General features: G+C 50.0%; 19 protein-coding genes. 17 read left to right on the top strand and 2 right to left on the bottom strand.

Annotated elements, in window-relative coordinates; genetic code table 11:
* Positions 1–145: 145 nt before the first annotated feature.
* The 12 genes from GRF59_RS13160 (at position 146) to GRF59_RS13105 (ending at position 14144) form a co-directional block, all read left to right on the top strand.
* Positions 146–1807 carry a glycerol-3-phosphate dehydrogenase/oxidase gene (locus GRF59_RS13160; RefSeq protein ID WP_160497969.1) on the top strand — a complete coding sequence of 554 codons (1662 nt, stop codon included), beginning with the start codon at positions 146–148 and terminating at the stop codon, positions 1805–1807.
* A 572-nt stretch (positions 1808–2379) separates the two neighbouring features.
* Positions 2380–3369, top strand: a complete 990-nt coding sequence (locus GRF59_RS13155; RefSeq protein WP_160497968.1) for an ABC transporter ATP-binding protein — start codon at positions 2380–2382, stop codon at positions 3367–3369.
* A complete protein-coding gene (locus GRF59_RS13150) occupies positions 3366–4358 on the top strand; it encodes an ABC transporter ATP-binding protein (RefSeq protein ID WP_160497967.1) in 993 nt (330 codons plus the stop codon). The genes GRF59_RS13155 and GRF59_RS13150 overlap by 4 nt, the downstream gene beginning before the upstream one ends.
* A 124-nt stretch (positions 4359–4482) precedes the next feature.
* Entirely contained in the window at positions 4483–6153 is a 1671-nt protein-coding gene (locus tag GRF59_RS13145) for an ABC transporter substrate-binding protein (RefSeq protein WP_202128560.1), read from the top strand.
* A 19-nt stretch (positions 6154–6172) separates the two neighbouring features.
* Positions 6173–7177 (top strand): ABC transporter permease, encoded by a 1005-nt coding sequence (locus tag GRF59_RS13140; protein ID WP_160497966.1) that lies wholly within the window; start codon positions 6173–6175, stop codon positions 7175–7177.
* A 56-nt stretch (positions 7178–7233) separates the two neighbouring features.
* Positions 7234–8085: a nickel transporter permease gene (nikC, locus tag GRF59_RS13135; protein ID WP_423802956.1), complete on the top strand. Its 852-nt coding sequence runs from the start codon at positions 7234–7236 to the stop codon at positions 8083–8085.
* Positions 8086–8299: 214 nt separating this feature from the next.
* On the top strand, positions 8300–8812 hold the full coding sequence (locus tag GRF59_RS13130; RefSeq protein ID WP_160497964.1) for a sigma-70 family RNA polymerase sigma factor: 513 nt from the start codon (positions 8300–8302) through the stop codon (positions 8810–8812).
* Entirely contained in the window at positions 8802–9986 is a 1185-nt protein-coding gene (locus tag GRF59_RS13125) for an anti-sigma factor (protein WP_160497963.1), read from the top strand. The genes GRF59_RS13130 and GRF59_RS13125 overlap by 11 nt, the downstream gene beginning before the upstream one ends.
* 290 nt (positions 9987–10276) lie before the next feature.
* Complete coding sequence (locus tag GRF59_RS13120; protein ID WP_160497962.1) at positions 10277–11686, top strand: deoxyguanosinetriphosphate triphosphohydrolase family protein; 1410 nt, start codon at positions 10277–10279, stop codon at positions 11684–11686.
* A 51-nt stretch (positions 11687–11737) separates the two neighbouring features.
* Positions 11738–12670 (top strand): LLM class flavin-dependent oxidoreductase, encoded by a 933-nt coding sequence (locus GRF59_RS13115; RefSeq protein ID WP_160497961.1) that lies wholly within the window; start codon positions 11738–11740, stop codon positions 12668–12670.
* A gap of 32 nt (positions 12671–12702) precedes the next feature.
* Entirely contained in the window at positions 12703–13692 is a 990-nt protein-coding gene (locus tag GRF59_RS13110) for a TRM11 family SAM-dependent methyltransferase (RefSeq protein WP_237391741.1), read from the top strand.
* 32 nt (positions 13693–13724) lie between these two features.
* A complete protein-coding gene (locus tag GRF59_RS13105) occupies positions 13725–14144 on the top strand; it encodes a GNAT family N-acetyltransferase (protein WP_160497959.1) in 420 nt (139 codons plus the stop codon).
* A gap of 123 nt (positions 14145–14267) precedes the next feature.
* On the opposite strand, the gene GRF59_RS13100 is transcribed toward GRF59_RS13105, so the two are convergent.
* The gene (locus GRF59_RS13100) at positions 14268–15239 is read right to left on the bottom strand and encodes a D-2-hydroxyacid dehydrogenase (RefSeq protein ID WP_160497958.1); all 972 of its coding nucleotides are present in this window, start codon (positions 15237–15239) and stop codon (positions 14268–14270) included.
* A gap of 319 nt (positions 15240–15558) precedes the next feature.
* Between GRF59_RS13100 and GRF59_RS13095 the strand changes: the two genes are divergently transcribed.
* The 5 genes from GRF59_RS13095 (at position 15559) to GRF59_RS13075 (ending at position 20486) form a co-directional block, all read left to right on the top strand.
* A complete protein-coding gene (locus GRF59_RS13095) occupies positions 15559–17271 on the top strand; it encodes an ABC transporter ATP-binding protein (RefSeq protein WP_160498272.1) in 1713 nt (570 codons plus the stop codon).
* Between the two features lie 135 nt (positions 17272–17406).
* Positions 17407–18012 (top strand): RNA 2',3'-cyclic phosphodiesterase, encoded by a 606-nt coding sequence (gene thpR / locus GRF59_RS13090; protein WP_160497957.1) that lies wholly within the window; start codon positions 17407–17409, stop codon positions 18010–18012.
* A gap of 259 nt (positions 18013–18271) precedes the next feature.
* Complete coding sequence (locus GRF59_RS13085) at positions 18272–19132, top strand: cell wall hydrolase (RefSeq protein WP_160497956.1); 861 nt, start codon at positions 18272–18274, stop codon at positions 19130–19132.
* Positions 19133–19224: 92 nt separating this feature from the next.
* Complete coding sequence (locus GRF59_RS13080; RefSeq protein ID WP_160497955.1) at positions 19225–19908, top strand: metal-dependent hydrolase; 684 nt, start codon at positions 19225–19227, stop codon at positions 19906–19908.
* An 86-nt stretch (positions 19909–19994) separates the two neighbouring features.
* Positions 19995–20486, top strand: a complete 492-nt coding sequence (locus tag GRF59_RS13075; protein WP_160497954.1) for a hypothetical protein — start codon at positions 19995–19997, stop codon at positions 20484–20486.
* Positions 20487–20513: 27 nt separating this feature from the next.
* Here the strand turns inward: GRF59_RS13075 and GRF59_RS13070 are convergent, their stop codons facing one another.
* Positions 20514–21671 carry an MGDG synthase family glycosyltransferase gene (locus tag GRF59_RS13070; RefSeq protein WP_160497953.1) on the bottom strand — a complete coding sequence of 386 codons (1158 nt, stop codon included), beginning with the start codon at positions 21669–21671 and terminating at the stop codon, positions 20514–20516.
* Positions 21672–21912: the final 241 nt, after the last annotated feature.

Here is a 21912-nt window from a genome sequence, read left to right as displayed (position 1 = left end):
GCATCGTGTGGTTCACGCTGCATTTTTTCGATGAAAGACGTCAAAACGAACACGAGTGGATTCAATGGAAATCGATCCTGATTGAAGTGATAGAATAAGTGCGCGCTATTATGATCTTTTGTGCATGCAGAGGAGATGAGCATACATGACATTCACGAACTTGGAACGGCAACAGGTGATGAGAACATTAAGCAGCGAAACATTTGACGTCCTGGTGATTGGCGGCGGGATTACGGGGGCAGGCATTGCCCTGGACGCGGCCACGCGCGGGATGAAGATCGCTTTAGTAGAGATGCAGGATTTCGCGGGAGGTACCTCCAGCAGATCCACCAAGCTGGTTCATGGCGGACTTCGCTATCTGAAGCAGTTTGAGGTCGGAATGGTAGCGGAAGTCGGGAAGGAACGGGCGATCGTGTACGAGAACGGTCCGCATGTGACCACGCCGGAATGGATGCTGCTGCCGATGCATAAAGGTGGTACGTTCGGCAAATTCAGCACGTCGATCGGGCTCCGGGTATATGATTCCTTGGCCGGCGTCAAAAGGGGGGAGCGGCGCTCCATGCTGTCCGTTCAGCAGACCCTGGATAAAGAACCGCTCATCAAAAAAGAGGGTCTTAAAGGCGGCGGATACTACGTCGAGTACCGGACGGATGACGCGCGTCTCACCATTGAAGTCATGAAGGCTGCCGTGGAGCACGGGGCTGCGGCTTTGAACTACACCAAAGTGGAGAGTCTCATCTACGATGACAATAAGCAGGTGAAAGGTGCCGTCGTCCGCGATTTCCTGACAGGGGATGCCTATGAGATCAAAGCCGCCAAGGTTGTTAATTCCACGGGTCCCTGGGTCGACCGGATTCGGGAAATGGATGCTTCCAAGAAGGGGAAGACGCTCCGATTGACCAAAGGTGTCCATCTCGTGATCGACCAGTCCAGATTTCCGCTGCGGCAGGCGGTTTATTTTGATACCCCGGATAAAAGAATGGTGTTCGCCATCCCGCGTGACGGCAAAACCTACGTGGGTACCACGGACACATTTTATGATCAGGATCCGGTCCATCCGCAAATGTCGGCAAGTGATCGGAGTTATATCGTCAACGCCATTAATTTCATGTTTCCGGATGTGAACATAACCGAGCGGGATATCGAGTCCAGCTGGGCCGGCGTGCGTCCGCTCATCTATGAGGAGGGTAAGGACCCGTCGGAGATTTCGCGGAAGGACGAGATTTGGGAGTCGGGCAGTGGACTGCTGACCATTGCCGGCGGCAAATTGACAGGATACCGCAAGATGGCGGAGACGATTGTCGACGTGCTGTCCCAAAAGCTGAGCGAAGCCCAGCACCGTTCCTTTAAAGCTTGCCGGACCAAGCATCTGCCCATCTCGGGCGGTGATATGGGTGGCTCCAAAGGATTCGACGCTTGGGTGCAAAAGGCTGCCCCGGCGGGCGTACAAGCTGGATTAACGCAAGAGGAGGCGGTTCGGCTGGCCCGCATGTATGGCACGAATACGCACAAGGTCTATCAGCGAATCGCTGAAGGTAAGGAAGAAGCGAATGCTTTCAACATGCCGCTGGCGCTCTATGGACAGCTTGCTTATGCGCTGGATGCAGAAATGGTAGCTTCTCCTGTAGATTTCTTGACCCGCCGTACAGGTGCAACGCTGTTTAACATCGATTTGGCGCGGAAAATGAAAGAGCCTGTCATTAAGATGATGTCCTCCTGTCTAGGATGGAGTGCGCAGGCTGAGGCGCGTTTTAGAGCAGAAACGGAAAGGGCGCTCGCGGATGCGGTTACTCCGATGCAGGATTAATTGTTTGCGAAAACAAACGGAATGGATCATAAAATGCAAAATAAGGGCCTTGAACAGGTGCTTTATTTTGCATTTTCGTTTTATTTTGTCCGAATTTGCATGAACATGTAGATTCGTGTCTGAATATAATTCTGACATGCTGTAAAATATTTCTTGAAACTGCCTATCTCTTATAGTAAAGTTTTGTATTAAATAACGATATATTTATACAAAACGATGTTTTTGATGTAAATCAACGATTTTCCCATCATGAATCTTCCTTCTTATTTACTTCGCATGCAGACAGAAGTCACTCCCACTCCTACGACTTCACTACATATTCATGCATGAACATTCACTGTCTATTTCAGGCAAAATACCCACTCGCGTTTTACCCGTTTCCAAAAAGATTTCGACAGACCCGATCCCGTGTTTCCTTCAAAATTTAAGCGCTGTAACTTTGACGGAATTCGAACCTGACTTCATTGCCGCTTAGAACCTAAAGGGCTCTGCGGGGTTGTTTTTTGTACCCATTTGACCTCTGTTCAATTGATGATCAAGCCAATTTATTATTGACCAAAAGGAGTTTTTGCATGGGCAAGCCAATACTCGAGATCAAGGATCTCCGGACGCATTTCTTTACCGACCGTGGGGAAATACCGGCAGTGGATGGTGTCGATCTGTATCTGAATCCGGGTGAAGTGCTTGGTGTCGTCGGTGAATCGGGCTGCGGCAAGAGCGTAACTTCACTATCGGTGCTCAAGCTGGTGCCAATTCCGCCGGGCAAAATCGTGAGCGGTTCCATTTTATTCAAAGGCAAGGATATTGTACCGCTAAGGGAATGGGAAATGCGCAAAATTCGGGGCAACTCCATTTCCATGATTTTTCAGGAGCCGATGACTTCGCTTAATCCGCTCTTTACGGTAGGGCAGCAGATTACAGAAACGGTGCGTCTGCACAGAGGCATCAACCGAAAAGAAGCACGCAGCTTAACGCTGGACATGTTGAAAAAAGTAGGCATTGCCAGAGCCGAGTCCATTATCGATGAATATCCCCATCAGCTGTCCGGAGGCATGAGGCAGAGGGTCATGATCGCCATGTCGATTGCCTGTAATCCTGAATTACTGATTGCCGATGAGCCGACTACGGCGCTGGATGTCACGATTCAGGCTCAAATTCTGGATTTGATCCGTCGTCTTAACGAAGAGCAGGGTATGGCCGTCATGATGATTACGCATGATCTTGGCGTCGTCGCCGAAATGTGCCACCGGGTAGCGGTCATGTATGCAGGAAAGGTGGTGGAGGAAGGCAGCGTGCATAATATCTTTAAAAATCCGCTGCATCCCTACACGCAAGGCCTGATCCAGTCCGTTCCCCGCATGAATGAAACCAGGGAGCGATTGTATTCCATTCCGGGCAATGTCCCGATCCTCAGTAAAAATATGCAGGGATGCCGCTTTGCTGCCAGATGTCCGCATGTCATGCAAAGATGCATGGAAGCGCTACCAAAACTGACGGAACAAGAATCCGGGCATAGCTGCAGATGCTGGCTGCATGAAACCCAACAGGAGGATGCCGTATGAGTGAGCCATTGCTTGAGGTTTCGCATCTGAAAAAATACTTTCCGATCCGCAAAGGACTGTGGAACAAAACGATAGGTCACGTCAAAGCAGTCGACGATATTTCCTTTTCTGTGCGCCGCGGGGAAACCTTCGGCCTGGTGGGCGAATCGGGCTGCGGCAAATCCACTACCGGACGCTCGATCTTGCGTTTGATCGAACCGAGTGAAGGCAAGGTCATGTTTGAAGGGCGAGAGATTACGGGGTTGTCCATGGAAGCCATGCGGAAGCAGCGCAGGGATATGCAAATTGTATTCCAGGATCCTTTTTCCTCGCTCGATCCCAGGCATAGCGTACAGCGAATATTGGAGGAACCGCTGATCGTCCACGGAGTATCCAGCCGCAAGGAGCGGCAGGAGCGGATCGAGAAGCTGATCGATGTCGTGGGTCTGACCCGCACGCATTTGCACCGTTATCCTCATCAATTCTCAGGCGGGCAGAGGCAGCGGATCGGCATCGCCAGGGCACTGGCCCTGCAGCCCAAGCTGATCGTAGCTGATGAACCTGTGTCGGCGCTCGATGTGTCCATTCAGTCTCAGGTGATTAACCTGCTGCAGGATCTGCAATCCGAATTCAATCTGACCTATATATTCATTGCGCATGACCTCAGCGTGGTGAAGCATATATGCGACCGGGTCGCAGTCATGTACTTGGGACGAATCGTGGAAATCGCGGACAAGCATCAGCTCTATGATACTCCGCAGCATCCCTACACCCAGGCCCTTCTCTCTGCTGTACCCGAGCCTGATCCGGATTTGAAGCGGCAGCGGATTATTCTGCAGGGGGAGGTGCCAAGTCCGGCCAATGCGCCGGTGGGCTGCGCTTTCCATACGAGATGCCCGAAGGCGATGAAAGTCTGCAGCGAGGTCCGTCCTCAGCTTATGGATACCGGGGGCAGACATATGACGGCTTGCCATTTGTACACGCCGGTTTCATCCGGTATGCCATCGTAAATCCATTCGGTTTAATGCGGCGTAGCTGCTGCTTGTGGCCTTGTCTATAACAAGGGTTCGGACGAACCTGGCAAGGTCCCGCATATAAACATTTATCCGTGAAGAAAAGAAAGGGGAAAAAACAATGAAGAGATGGACAAGCGTTTTCCTGGCTCTAACGATGGTACTGGTATTTGCGCTTGCGGGATGCGGCAGCAAGAGCGACGGGAAGCAGGCATCCGAGACGCCGAAGACAACCGACAACAGCAGTGAAAAGAAAGAAGATCCGAAGCCGGAGGAGAAGAAGGCGCAGGATACGCTGATATTCGGACGCGGCGGGGATTCGGTCGCACTGGATCCAGCCATCGTTACCGATGGCGAGTCCTTGAAGATCGGACATCAAGTGTTCGATTCGCTGCTGGAGTATAAGGAAGGGGTAACGGAAGTTCAGGCAGCCCTTGCCGAGAGCTGGGAAGTATCCCCGGATGGCCTGAAGTATATATTCAAGCTGCGCCAAGGCGTGAAGTTCCATGATGGCACAGACTTTAATGCAGATGCCGTCGTGTTCAACTTCAAACGCTGGAGCGATCCGAAGAGCGAATTCAAGTTTACAGACGATTCATTCGACTATTATGATTCCATGTTCGGTCCGGAAGGCTCACGCGTCATCAAGGACGTGAAGGCCGTGGACGCGAATACGGTCGAGTTCACACTGAGTCAGCCGCAGGCGCCGTTCCTGCAAAATATCGCCATGACATGCTTCGGCATCGCCAGCCCGGCAGCGATCAAGGAGAAGAAGGAAAACTTCAAGAACGAGCCGGTCGGCACAGGCCCATTCGTATTCAAAGAGTGGAAGCGCAACGACTCCATTACCTTGGAGAAGAATCCAAACTATTGGAAGCAAGGACTTCCGAAACTGAATAAAGTGATCGTGCGTTCCATTCCGGATAACTCCGCACGCTTCAACGCGCTGCAAAACGGAGAAATCGACATCATGGAAGATCTGAACCCGGATGATCTGTCCGTACTCGAAAGCAAAAGCGATCTGCAAAAAATCAACCGTCCATCCTTTAACATCGCTTACCTCGGTTTCAACCTGAAGAAAAAGCCGTTTGACAATGTCAAAGTGAGAGAAGCGCTGAGCCATGCGGTTAACAAGCAAGGCATTATCGATGCGTTCTTTGCGGGTCAAGCCAAACCGGCCGTCAATCCGATGCCTCCTACGCTTTGGGGCCATAATGACAGCATTCAGGACTATGATTATAACCTGGATACGGCCAAGCAGCTTCTTGCCGATGCTGGATATCCGAACGGCTTGCCGGATCCGGTTACGTTCTATGCCATGCCGGTATCCCGTCCTTACATGCCGGATGGCAAGAAAGTGGCTGAAGCGATCCAGGCAGATTTTGAAAAAATCGGTGTCAAAGTCAACATCCAATCTCCGGAGTGGGCTACATATCTGGATGATACGAAAGTGGGTGCCAAGGACGACATTTACATGATGGGCTGGACAGGTGACAACGGTGACCCGGACAACTTCATTTACACGTTGCTTGATAAGGATTCCATTCCAGGCAACAACCGCAGTTTCTACGTGAATGAAGATCTTCATAAAATCCTGATCGAAGCCCAGAAGGAAGTTAGTCAGGACAAACGCGTCGAGCTGTACAAACAATCGCAGGAAATCATCAAGAAAGACATTCCATGGATTCCTCTCGTGCATACGACGCCGATCTTGGCCGCCAAAGCCAACCTGAAAGGTTATGTGCCTTCTCCAACCGGAACGGAAGCTTACAGCAACATGTATTTTGAATAAAATCGGCAGGTGAATTGCATTGAGCTCATACGTATTGAAACGCCTGTTGATCCTGATTCCGGTCCTCATCGGGATGACGATCATCGTGTTCTCCATCATTCATGCCATTCCGGGTGATCCGGCGGAAACGATTCTCGGCCAAAAGGCCACGGAGCAATCCAAGGAGGCGCTGCGCGAGCAGCTGGGGCTGAAAAAGCCTTGGCTGCAGCAGTATTTTACGTATCTGGGGGATCTGGTAAAAGGCGATTTGGGAAAATCGATCCGGACCAAGGAACCGATTGCGAAGGAAATCATGCCGTACCTTGCAGCCACGCTGGAGTTGACATTCACGAGCATGCTGTTCGCTACGTTCGTGGGAATGAATGCCGGTATTATCAGCGCCTGGAAGCAAAATTCCTGGTTTGACTACATTATCATGGTGATTGCTCTGATGGGTGTCTCGATGCCGATCTTCTGGCTAGGACTTATGGAGCAGTGGATATTCTCGATCAAGCTGCACTGGCTTCCGTCCATCGGACGGATGGACCAGCGCGATCCGGTGGAATCGGTCACGAATCTGTATATCATTGACTCTCTAATCGCAGGCAGATGGGATCAGCTGTGGACCGTCATGAAGCATCTGGTGCTGCCAAGCATTGCGCTTGGTACGATTCCAATGGCTATTATTGCGAGGATGACCCGTTCGAGTATGCTGGAGGTTATGAAATCCGACTTTGTCCGCACGGCCAAAGCCAAGGGGATGTCCCAGTTTTTCGTGGTGTACAAGCATGCTCTGAAAAATGCTTCCATTCCGGTATTGACCGTCATCGGATTGCAGACAGGCTCGCTGCTTGGCGGTGCCGTGCTGACCGAAACCATCTTCGCCTGGCCGGGAGTGGGGCGATACATTTTTGAAGCGATCAGCTCCCGGGATTATCCGGTGATTCAAAGCGGCATTCTCATTATTGCGTTCATATTTATCGTCATCAATCTGATTGTGGATCTGCTGTATGCCTTAATTGATCCGCGCATCCAGTATAAATAAGGGGGAAGAACATGCCAGAAGTTACGGTTAACCCAAGCTCCGCCGCCGCTCCGGTCATGGAGGAAGTTTCGGGCCCCTGGCGTGATGCGTGGAGGGCGTTCCGTAAGAATAAAACCGCAATGATCGGTTTGGTTATTATTATTTTCTTCATCCTCATTGCTTTGATCGCTCCGCTGATCGCCCCTTTTGGTTACAAGGATCAGCAACTGATGGACCGCCTGAAACCGCCATCCTCAGCCCACTGGTTCGGGACGGATGATCTTGGACGCGATCTGTTCAGCCGGGTGCTGTATGGGGCGAGAATTTCACTTTGGGTCGGATTTTTCTCCGTGATCGGTTCTATTGTAGCGGGTACGACACTAGGCATCATTGCGGGCTACTTTGGTAAATGGGCAGATATGGTCATTTCAAGGGTGTTCGATATTTTGCTGGCCTTCCCAAGCATCCTGCTCGCCATCGCGATTGTCGCCATCCTCGGTCCTTCGCTTCAAAATGCGCTGTACGCGATAGCGATCGTCAACATTCCCACTTACGGGCGGCTGGTCAGGGCGAAGGTGCTCAGTTTGAAGAACGAGGAGTATATCACCTCAGCCAAGGCCATCGGGATGAGAAACATCCGCATCCTGCTCAGCCACATTTTGCCGAATAGTCTGACGCCGATTATCGTGCAGGGGACGCTGGGCATCGCGACGGCGATTATCGAAGCAGCTGCTCTAGGATTTCTTGGCCTGGGTGCCCAGCCTCCGGATCCGGAGTGGGGCAAGATGCTCTCCGACTCCCGCCAGTTTATCCAAAAAGCGCCGTGGACGGTCGTTTTCCCGGGTGTCTCGATTATGCTGACGGTGCTCGGGTTCAACCTGCTCGGCGACGGATTGCGGGATGTGCTCGATCCGAGAATGAAAAACTAATATCTGTTTAAAACGGCGGTCATTGCCTCATTGGACGAGGCGATGGCCGTTTTTTTTACGTTCTATTTCTCACTTCATTGGGTTGGATTTATACGTGCGAGCAGGAAATGGAGGGGCCGGATGGAAGTAGGCAAAGGACAGCTCCATGATTTTTTTTCCAAAGGGCTGTAACAATTGGCATGTTGAAACGTGGTTGTTATGAGGGGATTAAATGATGAAGCGCAGCACACTCGAAAGCGTGTACCGGAAATATATGCCTGAAGTATACCGATATTTGCGGACCCTTTGCGGAGATGATGCTGCCGCGGAGGATCTGGTGCAGGAAACGTTTTACCGCGCCTACGTGCATCTGGAAAATTACAAAGACGAGAAAGTGAAGCCGTGGCTCTTTCGCGTGGCCTACAATGCCTTTATCGACTTGAAGCGGAAGGAAAGGCGGAGCATCATTTCATCGGATGATTTTTTTCATAGGCTGCCTGATGATGACAGGAAGGGGCCGGAATCGGTCATTTTGCAAAAAGAAGAACAGAACATGCTGATGGCGTGGATATTAAGGCTGCCCGAACTGCAAAAGCAGGCCGTCATTTTATATGATATTCATCAATTTTCTTATCAGGAAAGCGCGGATATTATGGGGATTACGCTCTCGCATTTTAAAATCTTGCTGTTCCGGGCGAGACAACAGCTGCGGAAGAACCGGGAAAGGAACGATCAGGATGAGCGATGATTTTAAACGGAAACTGATAGAGTACAAAAACGGCAAGCTCTCCGAAGAGGAACGGGCGGAGGTGGAGCAGGAGCTGGTGAAAATGGAGGCGTACCAAGCTTATCTGGACGAGATGCTGGAGGGGGACGAGGATCCGAAGGACAAAAGCCAGAGCATAAGAAGCGCCAACGATTCGAAAATGCATAAACGGGAGGCAAGGTTGCTCCGGAGAGGGAAATGGAAGGCCAGATATGGCACCGTACTTACCTTGATTAGTCTGTTCATCTGGTTCACCTTTCTATCAAGCATCGGAACGGCATTATTTTATTCGCTAGGCAACCCGGGTTACGGGAACACAGACCGGCATGTGATCGAAGCGGCCATTGCGGTCGGTTATCCCAATATGGAAGTGCATTTAAGCAGCGACGCCGGACCCTATTTTAATATGAAGGTAAAAAGTCCGGTGACAAAGACCGTGGGTAAAGAACATATGGAAGTGGGCGATTTTTCGGCATCTTTTCTGTTGAATTGGATGCGGCTATATGACTTTTCCTGGACGGACCGGGGAGCAAACGTCAATGCCGTATTTCAATACCCGGGCAGCAGCGGCTTTAACAGCGATCAAGCGTGGGAGAGGCTGGAGAAGCTTCCCGAGGGTACCGTAGCTGAGGCTTTTATATCGTACAAACGTTTTTATACGACAGATGAAATATTGCAGCAGTTTAAGGGGAAAGAGATGGATCCAGTCTGGTTTGCAGTGGATAGCGGAGAGGCATCAGCAAGGTTGAGGGAGTTCAGTGGTGGCGTGGAGACGAATCCGATCGGGTTCCCGACGAATCCCGTATGGCTTCCAGAGGATGGAGTTCAGTCCAACCGTTCGGAGCAAAAAACAGGGTTCCTGACGCTGGAAAAGACCTCGCTCACTTCCTATCCCTCTTTGGATGTTTACGGCTCTGGAGATCTCAGGGACCAGAACTTTGTGAAGACGCTGAAGGTACTGGTGAAGCATAAATTTATCGCTAAGCGGCTCATCCCTTTTGTAGATCTGAAGGAAACACTTGCGTATGTGGAGAAAAACGGGGTAAAGATATACGGAGCCGTTGTCACCGGACCAACGAAAGAGATTCTGAAGCTGAAAAACGATCCCGAAGTGTCGGCCATTGGGGTGGGCAAGGTTGCGCTTTGGAATTGGTGAGTTTGCCTGCCTGCAAGGCTATTTACTGAAACGGCGATTCAAATCATTAGCTGTCCTGTTAAGACTGTAAAAGTCTCGTATAGGCGGCTTTTTTGCTGCTGGGTTTTATTGCAACATTATTCTTGGAACGAGCCGCACTTCAGCAATCCCGCATTAGCGGAAGTTTCGTCCGTGGACTGGCAAGAATGGTACAAGAGGCACCACGTGTTTGCAGAATACCAAGTACTGTCCAAGGCTGAAATGTCTTATAATGAAAAAAATAAAAAAACTGGAGTTAGGGAGTGCTGTATATGAATATCAAAGATAAAAGAGAACACCGTCAGTACCCTGAACAGACCAGATCGGACGCGTCCAGAGCGACGTATGAACGGGATTACTCACGGCTGATCCATTCCCCGACCTTCCGCCGCCTGCAAGGCAAATCCCAGGTTTTTGGCGCAGGTACCGGAGATTACTACCGTACACGGCTGACGCATTCGCTGGAGGTGGCGCAGATTGCCCGCGAAGCGGCCAAAAGTTTAGTGCGTGCTTACCCCGAGGTGACGGAGGAAATGGCGGGAAATCCGGGACTCGTGATCGATCCGGAGGTAGTGGAATGCGCGGCGATCGCCCATGACTTCGGACATCCTCCATTTGGGCATAAGGGGGAAGAGGTGCTTGACGGGATTTTGGATCGGCTGATCAAGGATAAGACGAAAGAAGCGGTCGAGGGGCTATATATGAATTCCGAGCAGATTCATGACGTGCGCCTCCGCATGCGGCACAAGTATGAACATTTTGAAGGTAATGCGCATAATTTTCGTCTGATCATGTTCCTGGAAAAGCGGGAGAACGTGGACGGGCTGAATTTATCCGATGCAGTTCTGCTTGGGATCAACAAATATCCGTTTCCGGGGACGATGCTCAAGAAGGGTCTTTATCAGCATGAATGGAGCTACATTTCGGAAGTCCGCAAGGACTGGGGGATTCCCGAGGGCAAAAGAACGCTGGAATCCCAGTTGATGGACTTATGCGATGACATTGCATACTCCGCGCATGACTTGGAGGATGGGATCAAGGCCGGCAAGATCGAGGTGCATGAGCATTTTCTGCATGACCCGTATATCATCCGCCTGATCATCGAAAAGATCAAAACGCTGGAGGATTCCTTCTGGAAGGGCTGGGATGCGGACCGCATCCGGTTGAAAGTGGAGGATGTCATGACTTCCTTCCTGCAAGTATGGAATGATAAACTTCCTTCTTGCGAGCATGATTATTCAAGAACACGGCGTGAAGTCAAAGCCTTCTGGGTAAGTCTGTTCGTCAGTAATCTCGGGGTCATCGAAGACGGGGATTGGAAGAAGGTTACGTTTATCCTGGATAATGAGGAAAATCTCGACATGCTGCGTACCGTCAGCGTTCTGAAGAGTTTTGCCTGGGTCACTATGATCCGTGATCTGCGGGTGCAGCGCCTGCAAAAACGGAGCGAATGGATGATCAAGCATCTCTGGGACGCCTTTCTCGATCCGGTCACCTCGAAGTCCATTATCCCGTCCGACTGGCTGCAGCGTTTTGAGAAGGATCAGGCCAGCCGTCAACCGATTTGGACATGGGAACATATGGTCATTGATTATATCGCAGGCATGACGGATGCCTTTGCCGAAAAGATTTATAATGAACTGTACGGACTGAAGGTCGGATCGATTTACGATTTGGATTAATGGACAGCGGATAGATAAGCCATGCGTCAAGCGAGTAGGGAGGATGAAGTCATGAGAGAATTAAGCTTAAGCGTGCTGGATCTGGTACCGAAAATCGGGGATGTTTCCTATGAAACCGCGCTTCAGGAGGCGGCAGAACTGGCGGTATCTGCGGAGCAATGGGGCTATAAGCGTTACTGGGCCGCCGAGCATCATGACCTGGAAAGTTTGTCCTGCGCCTCGCCGGAGGTGCTGCTCGCCCATATCGGAGCGAAAACAAGCCGAATCCGGCTTGGAACGGGAGCTCTGCTCCTGCCTCACTACAGCCCGCTGAAGGTGGCGGAAAGTTTCAGGCTCCTGGCTGCTTTGTATCCGGGACGCATCGATCTAGGAATCGGCCGGGCACCCGGTGGATCAGCGCATGCTTCGATGGCGCTTAGCGGCAACTTTCTGCAGAACGTGGCAGATATGCCCAAGAAGATGAGGGCTCTGATTAAGCTGCTGGAAGACCGATATGTTTATGAGGAACAGAGAGTTCTAGCCAGACCTTTTCCGCAAACTCAGCCGGATCTATGGATGCTGGGCACGAACAACAAGAGTGCAGGCTTTGCCGCCGAATATGGTACAGGTTATGTCTTCGGACAATTTATGAGTGAGCGCGACGGGGCTGAAGTGCTGAAGACATATCAGGAAAGCTTCCGGCCCTCGGCCCTGCTGGACAAGCCGCGCATGATGGTGGCGATTGGCATCATTTGTGCCGAGACCGAGCAGGAGGCGGAACGGCTGCTTCAAACTGCCAAGCTGCCAGGGCCCGAACGTACGGAGCCGGATCAGCGCGCGGAAACGCAAAACCGACTCATTCATGGTACAGCGGAGCAGGTCAGGGATCAGCTTAACAAACTAGCAGACGCTTGCGGGTGTGAGGAATTTCTCGTATTTACGCCTGTCCAGGATTATCGGAAGCGCCTCGAATCTTACCGCATGTTGGCTTCCAGCTGCATGTAGGGTTAAGCGGTATCCATTTTGGAAAGGAACAGATGATTCTAATGAAAGAACTGATTAAACAGACTTTGGAACAAGGCCATGCCCTGTATCTTTATCCGTATGCAAGCCATGACACGGAAGCGGAGCTTTGCGGCATGGAGTTGCGTGCATTATTTGGAGATGTGCGGAAGATTCATACGGGATCCGTGCTGCTCAGCCCCCGAAAAATCAATCCTGATCGCAGCCCGTTTCTGTCCCTGCGTATGGATGTGCTTGCCGCTGGAAATTCGGCGGAACAGATTGCGAATTTTGCAGATTCGCTCCAGTTGGTTAAGGACGGAAGTACATTCAAGGTGACGTACATCAAGTCGGGCGATCCTTATACCTACGCTGAGCAGAGAAGCTTTGAACGGTTGGTAGGCAGCAGGATTCAAGGCAAGGCGGACATGAAGAATCCCGGCATTACGCTTGGGCTGATCGCAATACAAGGAATCTGGCTGATTGGCGTCTGCCATTATCCTGAGCGGAGCTGGCACGCGCATATTCATAAACCGCAGAACTATTCTACAGGTCTGAGTGCTGCAACGGCGAGAACGCTAGTCAACATCATGGCACCGGAGACAGAAGGTATTCGGGCGGTGGATCCCTGCTGCGGTATGGGCAATGTGCTGATTGAAGCGTTGTCCATGGGGCTGGATATTCGTGGAAGGGACATTAATCCGCTAGCGATTCGCGGCGCCAGAACGAACTTACAGCATTACGGGTATCCGGAGGACCTGGTGACGCTGGGTGACATGAACGAGCTGGAAGGGTACTTTGATGCCGCAATCATAGACATGCCCTACAATCTCTGCTCCGTTCTTCCGGAAGCAGACCAAAAACGGATGTTGGTCAGCTTGCGGCGTCTGGCGCCGCGCGCGGTCATTGTGACAACCGAGGAAGACGTGCGAATGCGCGTCGTAGAGGCAGGATACCGGATCGTGGACACGTGTAGGGTCTGGAAGGGAAGCTTCGTAAGGCTAGTGTGGCTCTGTGAAGCATAGATGGCATTTTACAAGAAAGAGAGCGTGGAAGTTTGAAGATTAGAGCAGCCAATGCATCGGATTATCCCGAATTAAGGCAGATATATTTGGAATCCCGCCGCAAGAGCTTCGTATGGGAGAGCGAAAAAGAAATGGCCTTGGCAGATTTTGATAGGCATACGAACGAAGAGCATATTATTTTGGCAGAGGAAGAGGATTGTATTTTGGGTTTTGCTTCATTGTACTTGCCGGATGACTTTATTCATAATTTATTTGTCCATCCCGCTTATGCAGGCAAAGGTGCCGGCAGCAAGCTGCTGGATGCAGCCATAGAGATCATGAATAAGCCGCTGACCTTGAAATGCGTATCCGCAAACCATCAGGCGATGAAATTCTACGAGAAGAATGGCTGGAAAAAGGTAGTTGAAGAAGGCGGCCCGGGAGAAAAATATTGGGTTATGGTCTATGAATAATTCGCTGAAATATATTGGTCCATCATAAAGCACTCCTTAAAGTAACGTCGGTGTCCTGTATGGACTTTCCAATGGTTGCTTTAAGGAGTGTCTTTTTACGTTGAGATTCTATGACGGAATATTCTAGTACATGCGCCCGTAATCAACCAGATTACGCGGCGGCTTATTCCCTTGGGCATAGGCTTCGACATTCTCCGTGAATATATCAACCACGCGTTCGGTGTAACGGTCGTTGCTTCCGGAGACATGCGGTGTCATGATGACTTGCTCCATCTCCCAAAGCGGATTATCGGCCGGCAGAGGCTCTTGCTCAAAGACATCCAGCCCTGCACCGCTAATTTGTCCGCTGTTTAGAGCGTCAATGAGCGAGGAGGTATCGACGGTTGGTCCGCGGCCGGCATTGAGGAAGCAGGCGCCTTTTTTGGCGGCTTTCCAGGCTGCGGCATCAAAGATATGATGAGTCTCATCCGTTAACGGCAGTAAGTCTACGATATAATCTGCTTGTCCGATTGCCTCATGAAAGCCATCCATTGTATACATTTGATCTACATGGGGTTCCGGTTTTGCCGACCGTCTTACGCCGATTACCTTCATGCCGAAGGCTTTAGCCAGACGGGCCGTTTCCCTGCCGATCTCGCCTACGCCAACGATGACCAAAGTTTTGCCGTTGATTTCACCCAACGTGCTGAGCCCTGGTGCTTTGAGATCCGAATTCCATTTTTTTTGCAGCTGTTGGCGGACCGCAATATGCATTTGGCGGGAGAATGACAGCATCATCGCAAAAATGCTTTCGGATATTGGAATGGCATGCACGCCGCTTGAATTTGTCAGCAAGATCCCCTTGTCTCTTAGACGATCCAAAGGAAGGGTGTCCACGCCGGCAGACCAGGTCTGAACCCACTTTACCTTGCTGTCTTCATGCAGAGCAAACTCGGCAATCGTTTTCGACCATCCGATGATAATTTCGGCATTCTTAACCTGTTCAGGATCGAGATCTTTCTTATTCTTTACAATTAGTTCAAAGCCGGGGGCAACCTGCTCGATCTGATGAATTTGTTCAGATGTCAGGGAATGAAGACATATGATTTGTTTCATGTTGGCCTCCTCATTCTGTGATATGTATTTTATTAATTACCTTCTAGGATACCAGATTCAAACAGGGAGTGAAAAGAAACCCATACAGAATTTCCGAATGGCATGCCGCATGACCCTTTATCTGGGAGTACATCAGACCGTGTACAAAATCTGGGAGAGTCCATGGATAAGACGAACAAGTCCAGGGATTTTTCTGGAGGATTATGTCTATATTGCTGCTCTTTACGATATAATCAGGTTACTTACATACAAGATTTGGAGGCTTGAAACAGTTATGATGCAAAATGCAGCAGGAAAGGCTTCGGGTCAAAATCAGGGCCTGATTCGAAGGTTTATGGCGTATTACCGGCCGCATAAAAAACTATTTATGATCGATTTTGGCTGTGCGGTTATAGCGGGTCTGCTGGAGCTGGGATTTCCGGTCGCAGTTCAGTGGGTCGTGGACAAGCTTTTGCCGGATGGAGCATGGGGAACGATCATTGCTGCAGGATGCGGACTTTTGGCGCTCTATTTGGTCAGCATGGGACTGCAGTTTATAGTCAGCTACTGGGGACATAAGCTCGGGATTAATATCGAGTCGGATATGCGCCAACAGGCGTTTAATCATGTGCAGAAGCTGTCATTCAAGTATTTTGACAATACCAAGACCGGACATCTGATGTCGCGCATGACCAACGACCTGTTCGATATTGGGGAAATGGCCCACCATGGACCGGAGGATATGTTCATCGCGGTCATGACCTTTATCGGGGCGTTCTGTATCATGTGGACCGTCAACTGGCAGCTTGCCCTGATTACCTTCGTCATTATGCCGTTCATCGTATGGCTGATCGTATTTTTCAATCAAAAGCTGAACCGCGCATCCTCGGAAATGTTCCGCAACATTGCGGAGCTGAATGCCGGCGTCGAAGACAGCGTGTCGGGAATCCGCGTTGTGAAATCCTTCGGCAACGAAGAATTCGAAATGGAACGCTTCCGTGTCAGCAATGCAGGCTTCCGGCTTGCGAAGCTGCGCTCCTATCTGGCCATGTCTTTCAGTGTATCGGGCATGTACATGCTGACGCGCCTGATCTCGCTGATCGTTCTGATTTGCGGCGCCTGGTTTGCTTATCAGAATAAGCTGACATACGGCGAACTGGTGGCATTTCTGCTGTACGTCAACATTTTCCTGAAGCCGATCGATAAGATCAATGCTTTGATGGAGAGTTATCCGAAAGGCATGGCAGGCTTTAAGCGTTTCTGCGACCTGATGGACACGGAACCTGAAATTCAAGATCAACGGGATGCCGTAGAGGTGAAGCATCTTCGCGGCGATATCGAGTTTCGTGACGTAGCCTTTGGCTATGAGAATCACAGACGGATTCTGGAAGACATTCATCTGAAGATCAGGGCCGGTGAAACCGTCGCCCTCGTTGGTCCCTCAGGAGCGGGGAAATCGACGCTTTGCAGCCTCATTCCCCGTTTTTACGATGTGGAAGAGGGGGCTATCACGATTGACGGCATCGATATCCGCGAGATGTCCCAACATTCGCTTCGTTCGCAAATCGGCATGGTACAGCAGGATGTATTCTTGTTCAGCGGAACGATCCGTGAAAATATCGCCTATGGCGATTTGAACGCTGGCGAAACCGAGCTGTTGAATGCCGTGCAAAAGGCTCACTTGGAGTCGCTCGTGGCCTCGCTGCCGGAAGGTCTTGATACGGTCATCGGCGAGCGCGGTCTGAAATTGTCTGGCGGACAGCGCCAGCGTCTGGCGATAGCGCGCATGTTCCTTAAGAACCCGCCGATATTGATTTTGGATGAAGCGACATCTGCGCTGGATACCGAAACGGAAGCTATTATCCAGGAAGCGTTGGAGACTCTGGCGGTGAACCGGACGACGCTCGTGATCGCTCACAGGCTGGCAACTATTCGTAATGCTGACCGAATTATTGTTGTTACCGAAGATGGCATTGCCGAGCATGGACGCCATGAGGAGCTGCTGGAGAGCGGAGGCGTATACGCAAGGTTGCATCAGGCACAGTTCGGTTAAATAAAATTTCGCACTGTAACCCGCAGGGAAGTTTCCCTGCGGGTACCTTTTTTTGTGGAAAAAGGGATTTTCGGGATATGATAAAATGAAGGTACTATTATAGAAGCAAAATTTTGATAAAGGGGCAGATATTACATGAGTGAGCAAATAAAGGCGCAGCCGCTGCGGTTGTTTATCGCTATCAGATTGTCCGAAATACTGGGATCGGCCTTGGAGCAATGGAGACAAGAGCAACAGACAGCATTGACCTTCAAAAAATGGACGCACAGGGAAGATTATCATATTACGGTCCAGTTTTTAGGAGACGTGGATCCTGAGCAAGTACCGGCGATCGCAAATGAGCTTCGGAAAATAGCCGACCAATTCCAACCATTTGTTCTTGGGATTGGAAAGGCGGGAATCTTTGGTCTGGAGGCCTCTCCCAGAGTGCTTTGGGCTGGAGTAATTGACCACAATCACCTGCTCACCCGGCTGCAAGAATTTGTGACTAATGGCATGGAAAAATTCGGATTTGCAAGAGAGTCCCGACCCTATCATCCGCATATCACTATTGCCCGCAAATACGCTGGAAATGAACCTTTTCAGATGAATTTGCTGCCGTCCTTGCTTCCGCAAACAGCGACCTTGGAAGAAGGAAAGAGGGAGGGCTTTTGGACTGTAGATGAATTTGTACTTTTTTCCACGCATTTGCACGATCGTCCAATGTATGAGATACTAGAGACCTTCCGCATGGAAGATTAGGAGATTGATATATTCAAGCTTTATTTTAGTCATATAATACATTCCTGCACATAAAACAATAAGCTTATTCCCTTAGCCGTATCCTGTGAACCGTAAAATTGTGCCGTCACGAAGCTGTTGGTGTTGTAAAAGAAGTACTTATGCTTTTCTGTTTTCTCGTATTCGCGGATGCTGCCTGTTACTGAAAATTTTTAGGTTTTCAAAACCTCTGTTTTCGGTTACATAAGAAGGGAATGTGCCGGAATATAGGAGGAGAAATATGTACACTCTAAGACAAAACCGCTGGATGGCTTTGCTGATCGGAGTTCTTCTGGTGTGTTTCTCTGCGATTTGTTTGCTTCTTCAAAATGAACAGGCCAATAAATTGCAGAATAAAAGCAATATGCATCTGAATCGGTTCGATTCGATTTCTTTGAGTAAGGAGAAGGCTGCGCCTGCTCAAGCGGAACATATACAGATTACGTCACAATCATCAAAACAAGGATTACCTCTGCGCCTTCAAAATGTAAATAATTTGAATTCATGGAAAAATAAATCTAAAGCTGTATTTATCGAAAGTCTTCCTGCGAAATCGCCACAGGCGAAGACGAAGCTGGAAATTGCGCAGCTGAACGCGAAACCGAAGGCAACAAAAGTGGAGACTTCTCACCAGAAAAAGCTGAATCCTCAGCTAACTCCCCCTAAACAATTATTCTTCAGCCGGACCCAACTGCTAAGTCCATCAGAACAGGCGAAATCGACCTGGCAGTATAGTGTAACCGCTGAGGATGTGCTCCTGCTGCAAAGAATTGTCATGGCAGAAGCAGAAGGCGAACCGTACCAAGGCAAAATCGCTGTAGCGAATGTCGTCTTGAACCGCCTGCGGTCAGCCAATTTTCCCAATACGATTAAAAAAGTCATCTATCAAAAATATCAGTTCAGTCCTGTGGCCAACGGTAGGTTTGATCGCGTGAAGCCAAACCAGGATAGTATTCATGCTGCCAATGAAGCGTTGAACGGTAAGAAGGCTGTGACGGATGATACGTATTATTTCCTTTCGCTTAAGCTGGCAGATGATCTTACGGTTCATCATACACGTACCTTTGAGAAGCGGATCGGCAACCACTCTTTTTACAAATAAATACCAATTGGTTATGATAAGGATAGATTGTTCAGCATGATGATCAATCCGAGTTGAGCTTGGGTAATTTATTGTAGGAGGTGTCACAATCAATGAAAATTACGTATTACGGTCATTCTTGTGTGCTCGCGGAGGCAGGCGGCAGAAGCGTGATTATTGACCCTTTTCTGACAGGAAATCCGGCTTCGGGAATTTCTCCGAAGGATATCCGTGTGGACGCGGTTCTGTTAACGCATGGACATTCGGATCATTTTGGAGATTGCATTGAGATTGCAAAGGCGAACGATTGCCCGATTATTGCGGTGTTTGAACTGGCAGAATATTGCCGCAGCCAAGGCGTACAAGCTTTTGGAATGAACATCGGCGGCAGACAGTCCTTTGACGGCTTCAAGGTTAAATATACGCTGGCTTTTCACAGTTCTTCCGTTTCGGTAGGAGACTCCTGGATTTATGCCGGGGAACCCGGGGGCATTTTGTTGACGATGGGTGATAAGACCTTCTTCCATGCGGGCGATACCGCGCTCTTTGGCGATATGCGTCTGATCGGTGAAATGAACAAGATTGATGCAGCAGCCCTGCCCATCGGTGATGTGCTGACCATGGGACCCGAGGATGCGCTGTTGGCGGCCAAATGGCTGCGTGCGGAAAAAGTGCTTCCGGTTCATTACAATACATTCTCGGCCATTCATCAGGACGGTTCTCTGTTCTCTGAACGGCTTAGCCAGGAAGGCATCAAGGGATTTCCGCTGAAACCGGGCGAGAGCTTCGAGCTCTAAGACCTTCTTCAGAGCAGACATACACCACCCCGCTTCATGGGCATATACTGTGAAGGATTAGGCCTATAGGAAAGGCGGGAGCCCCGATGGATTACCGGAGTCACAGAAGCGGTCCAATCGCCGTTCACGACCTGCAGTATGTCATTCAGGCAGAGTACCGTTCCATGATTTACGCGCAGCGCCTTTCGCATCTTGCACCTCCGGAGCACCGGATACATTTCGGCAGGCATGTTGAAATCAAACAAAAGGAACGTCTCGCGGCGTGGACACGGCTCTACTATCAATTGACAGGCTGTTACCCGGTGTTCAGCAAGGTGGAACCGCCCAAGGACTATGTATCCGGACTTCGGTCAGCTATTGACGATGCTCTAAACGCCGCCGATCTCTATGCATGGCTGCTCGACAGCTGGCATGAACCCCAGCTTCAACGCATGCTCCAGCGCGCCATGAACGGGGAGACCCGCTGGGCGGTAAGGCAGCAATTTCTATACAGCAGCTATTTGTCTGAGAGCGGGAATATGGTGAACAGTAAAGAAGGGCTCATCGGAGTGATAAAAAAACAGCTTCCTCGAATATAGGGGGAGCTGTTTTTGCGTTTTTATAAGTTAGAGCCGGCTGTTCCGGGATAAAAGATGAGGGTCTTCGTGCTTTAATAATTCAAGCACCTGCTGCGCGCAATAAAACGGTTCGCTGCCAGGTTCAGCGCTGACCAGAGATTTCAGCCTGCTGCGTTCCACTTGCTCGTATTCATGAATCAAACGATGTTTCCAGCGATGCAAGACGTATGGGTCATGAATCATTTCCGCACTCCCAAGTTCCACGAAATATTGTCCGTTCTCTTCCTCCTGTCCGGGAATGACCTCGTAAAATAGCATAGGGATCCCTTTGGCCAGTCCTTCGGTGCATGTCATGCCCCCGGGCTTGGTGATGAGGAGATCGGATACATCCATCCATTGGTCGATGTTCTTCGTATATCCGAGCAGGTGGATATGGGGATGTGAGAGAACGGGGCTATTTTTCATCTTTTGAAGGAGCTTTTCGTTGCTGCCCGTACAGAATACCAGCTGGATCTGATCCGCCCAGGAAATCAGCAGGTTTATCATTTCTTTATTAAAGGAAACGCCCCAGCCCCCGCTCATGATCAGGATCGTTGGCATGCGCTTCAATCCAAGTTCTACAGCCAACTGATTTTTATCTGCTCTTTCCCAAAAGTTCGGATGCACGGGGATGCCGGTTACTTGAATGGAAGCGGACGGAACATTGCGGCGAAGCAGCAGATCCTTGACTCTGGGCGTGGACACCAGGTATTGATTCACTTCCTTGTTCACCCAAGTACCGTGGACGTCATAATCCGTTATCAGCGTAATAAGCGGCACATGTAATCCTTGCCTCTTGAGGCGTGAGATCACAGCGTTGGGAAAAGGATGCGTGCATACGATCAAATCCGGTTTGAGCTGTTTAATGACTTGAGCAGCCTGTGTGTAGAAAATACGGTGCAAGGCAAGCCTCGTCAGTCGGTTGAGCGATTTATCATATTGCTTGCGGTAGAGCATTCCAACCAATTTGGGGCTGCTGCTGACCGTTTTGCGGTATGCCGACAGGATCAAGGGTCCCATCGTCGGATTTAAAAATTTACCGAGTTCGATGACGCGACACTGCAGATGGGGGTCGAGCCTCTTCATCCCGGCCGCCAGCGCGTATGCTGCTTGTGTATGGCCTGTGCCGAAACCCTCAGACAGCAGCAGCACTCTCTTTTTCCGCATGTTTTCACCCACTTTTCCTTCCTCTATCTTACAGGAGGAAATGGTAAAAATCCATAAACGGCTGTCATTTCAACCGGATGGCTGTCAGCATCATGAAAATTGAAAAGAAAAGATTATGAAAAAAATGTCTGGGAAGGGTTGCCAGCAAACGGAGATCATGTTAAAGTATGAATTGACCATATGACCGAATTAGGAATTAAGTCATTAATGTTTACAAAGAAATCAATATCATAGTAGGAAG

The organism is Paenibacillus dendrobii, from assembly GCF_009807035.1.
Lineage (GTDB): Bacteria > Bacillota > Bacilli > Paenibacillales > Paenibacillaceae > Paenibacillus_AQ > Paenibacillus_AQ dendrobii.
The sequence above is the reverse complement of the archived record's forward strand: the minus strand, read 5'-3'. Positions and strand labels throughout refer to the sequence as shown.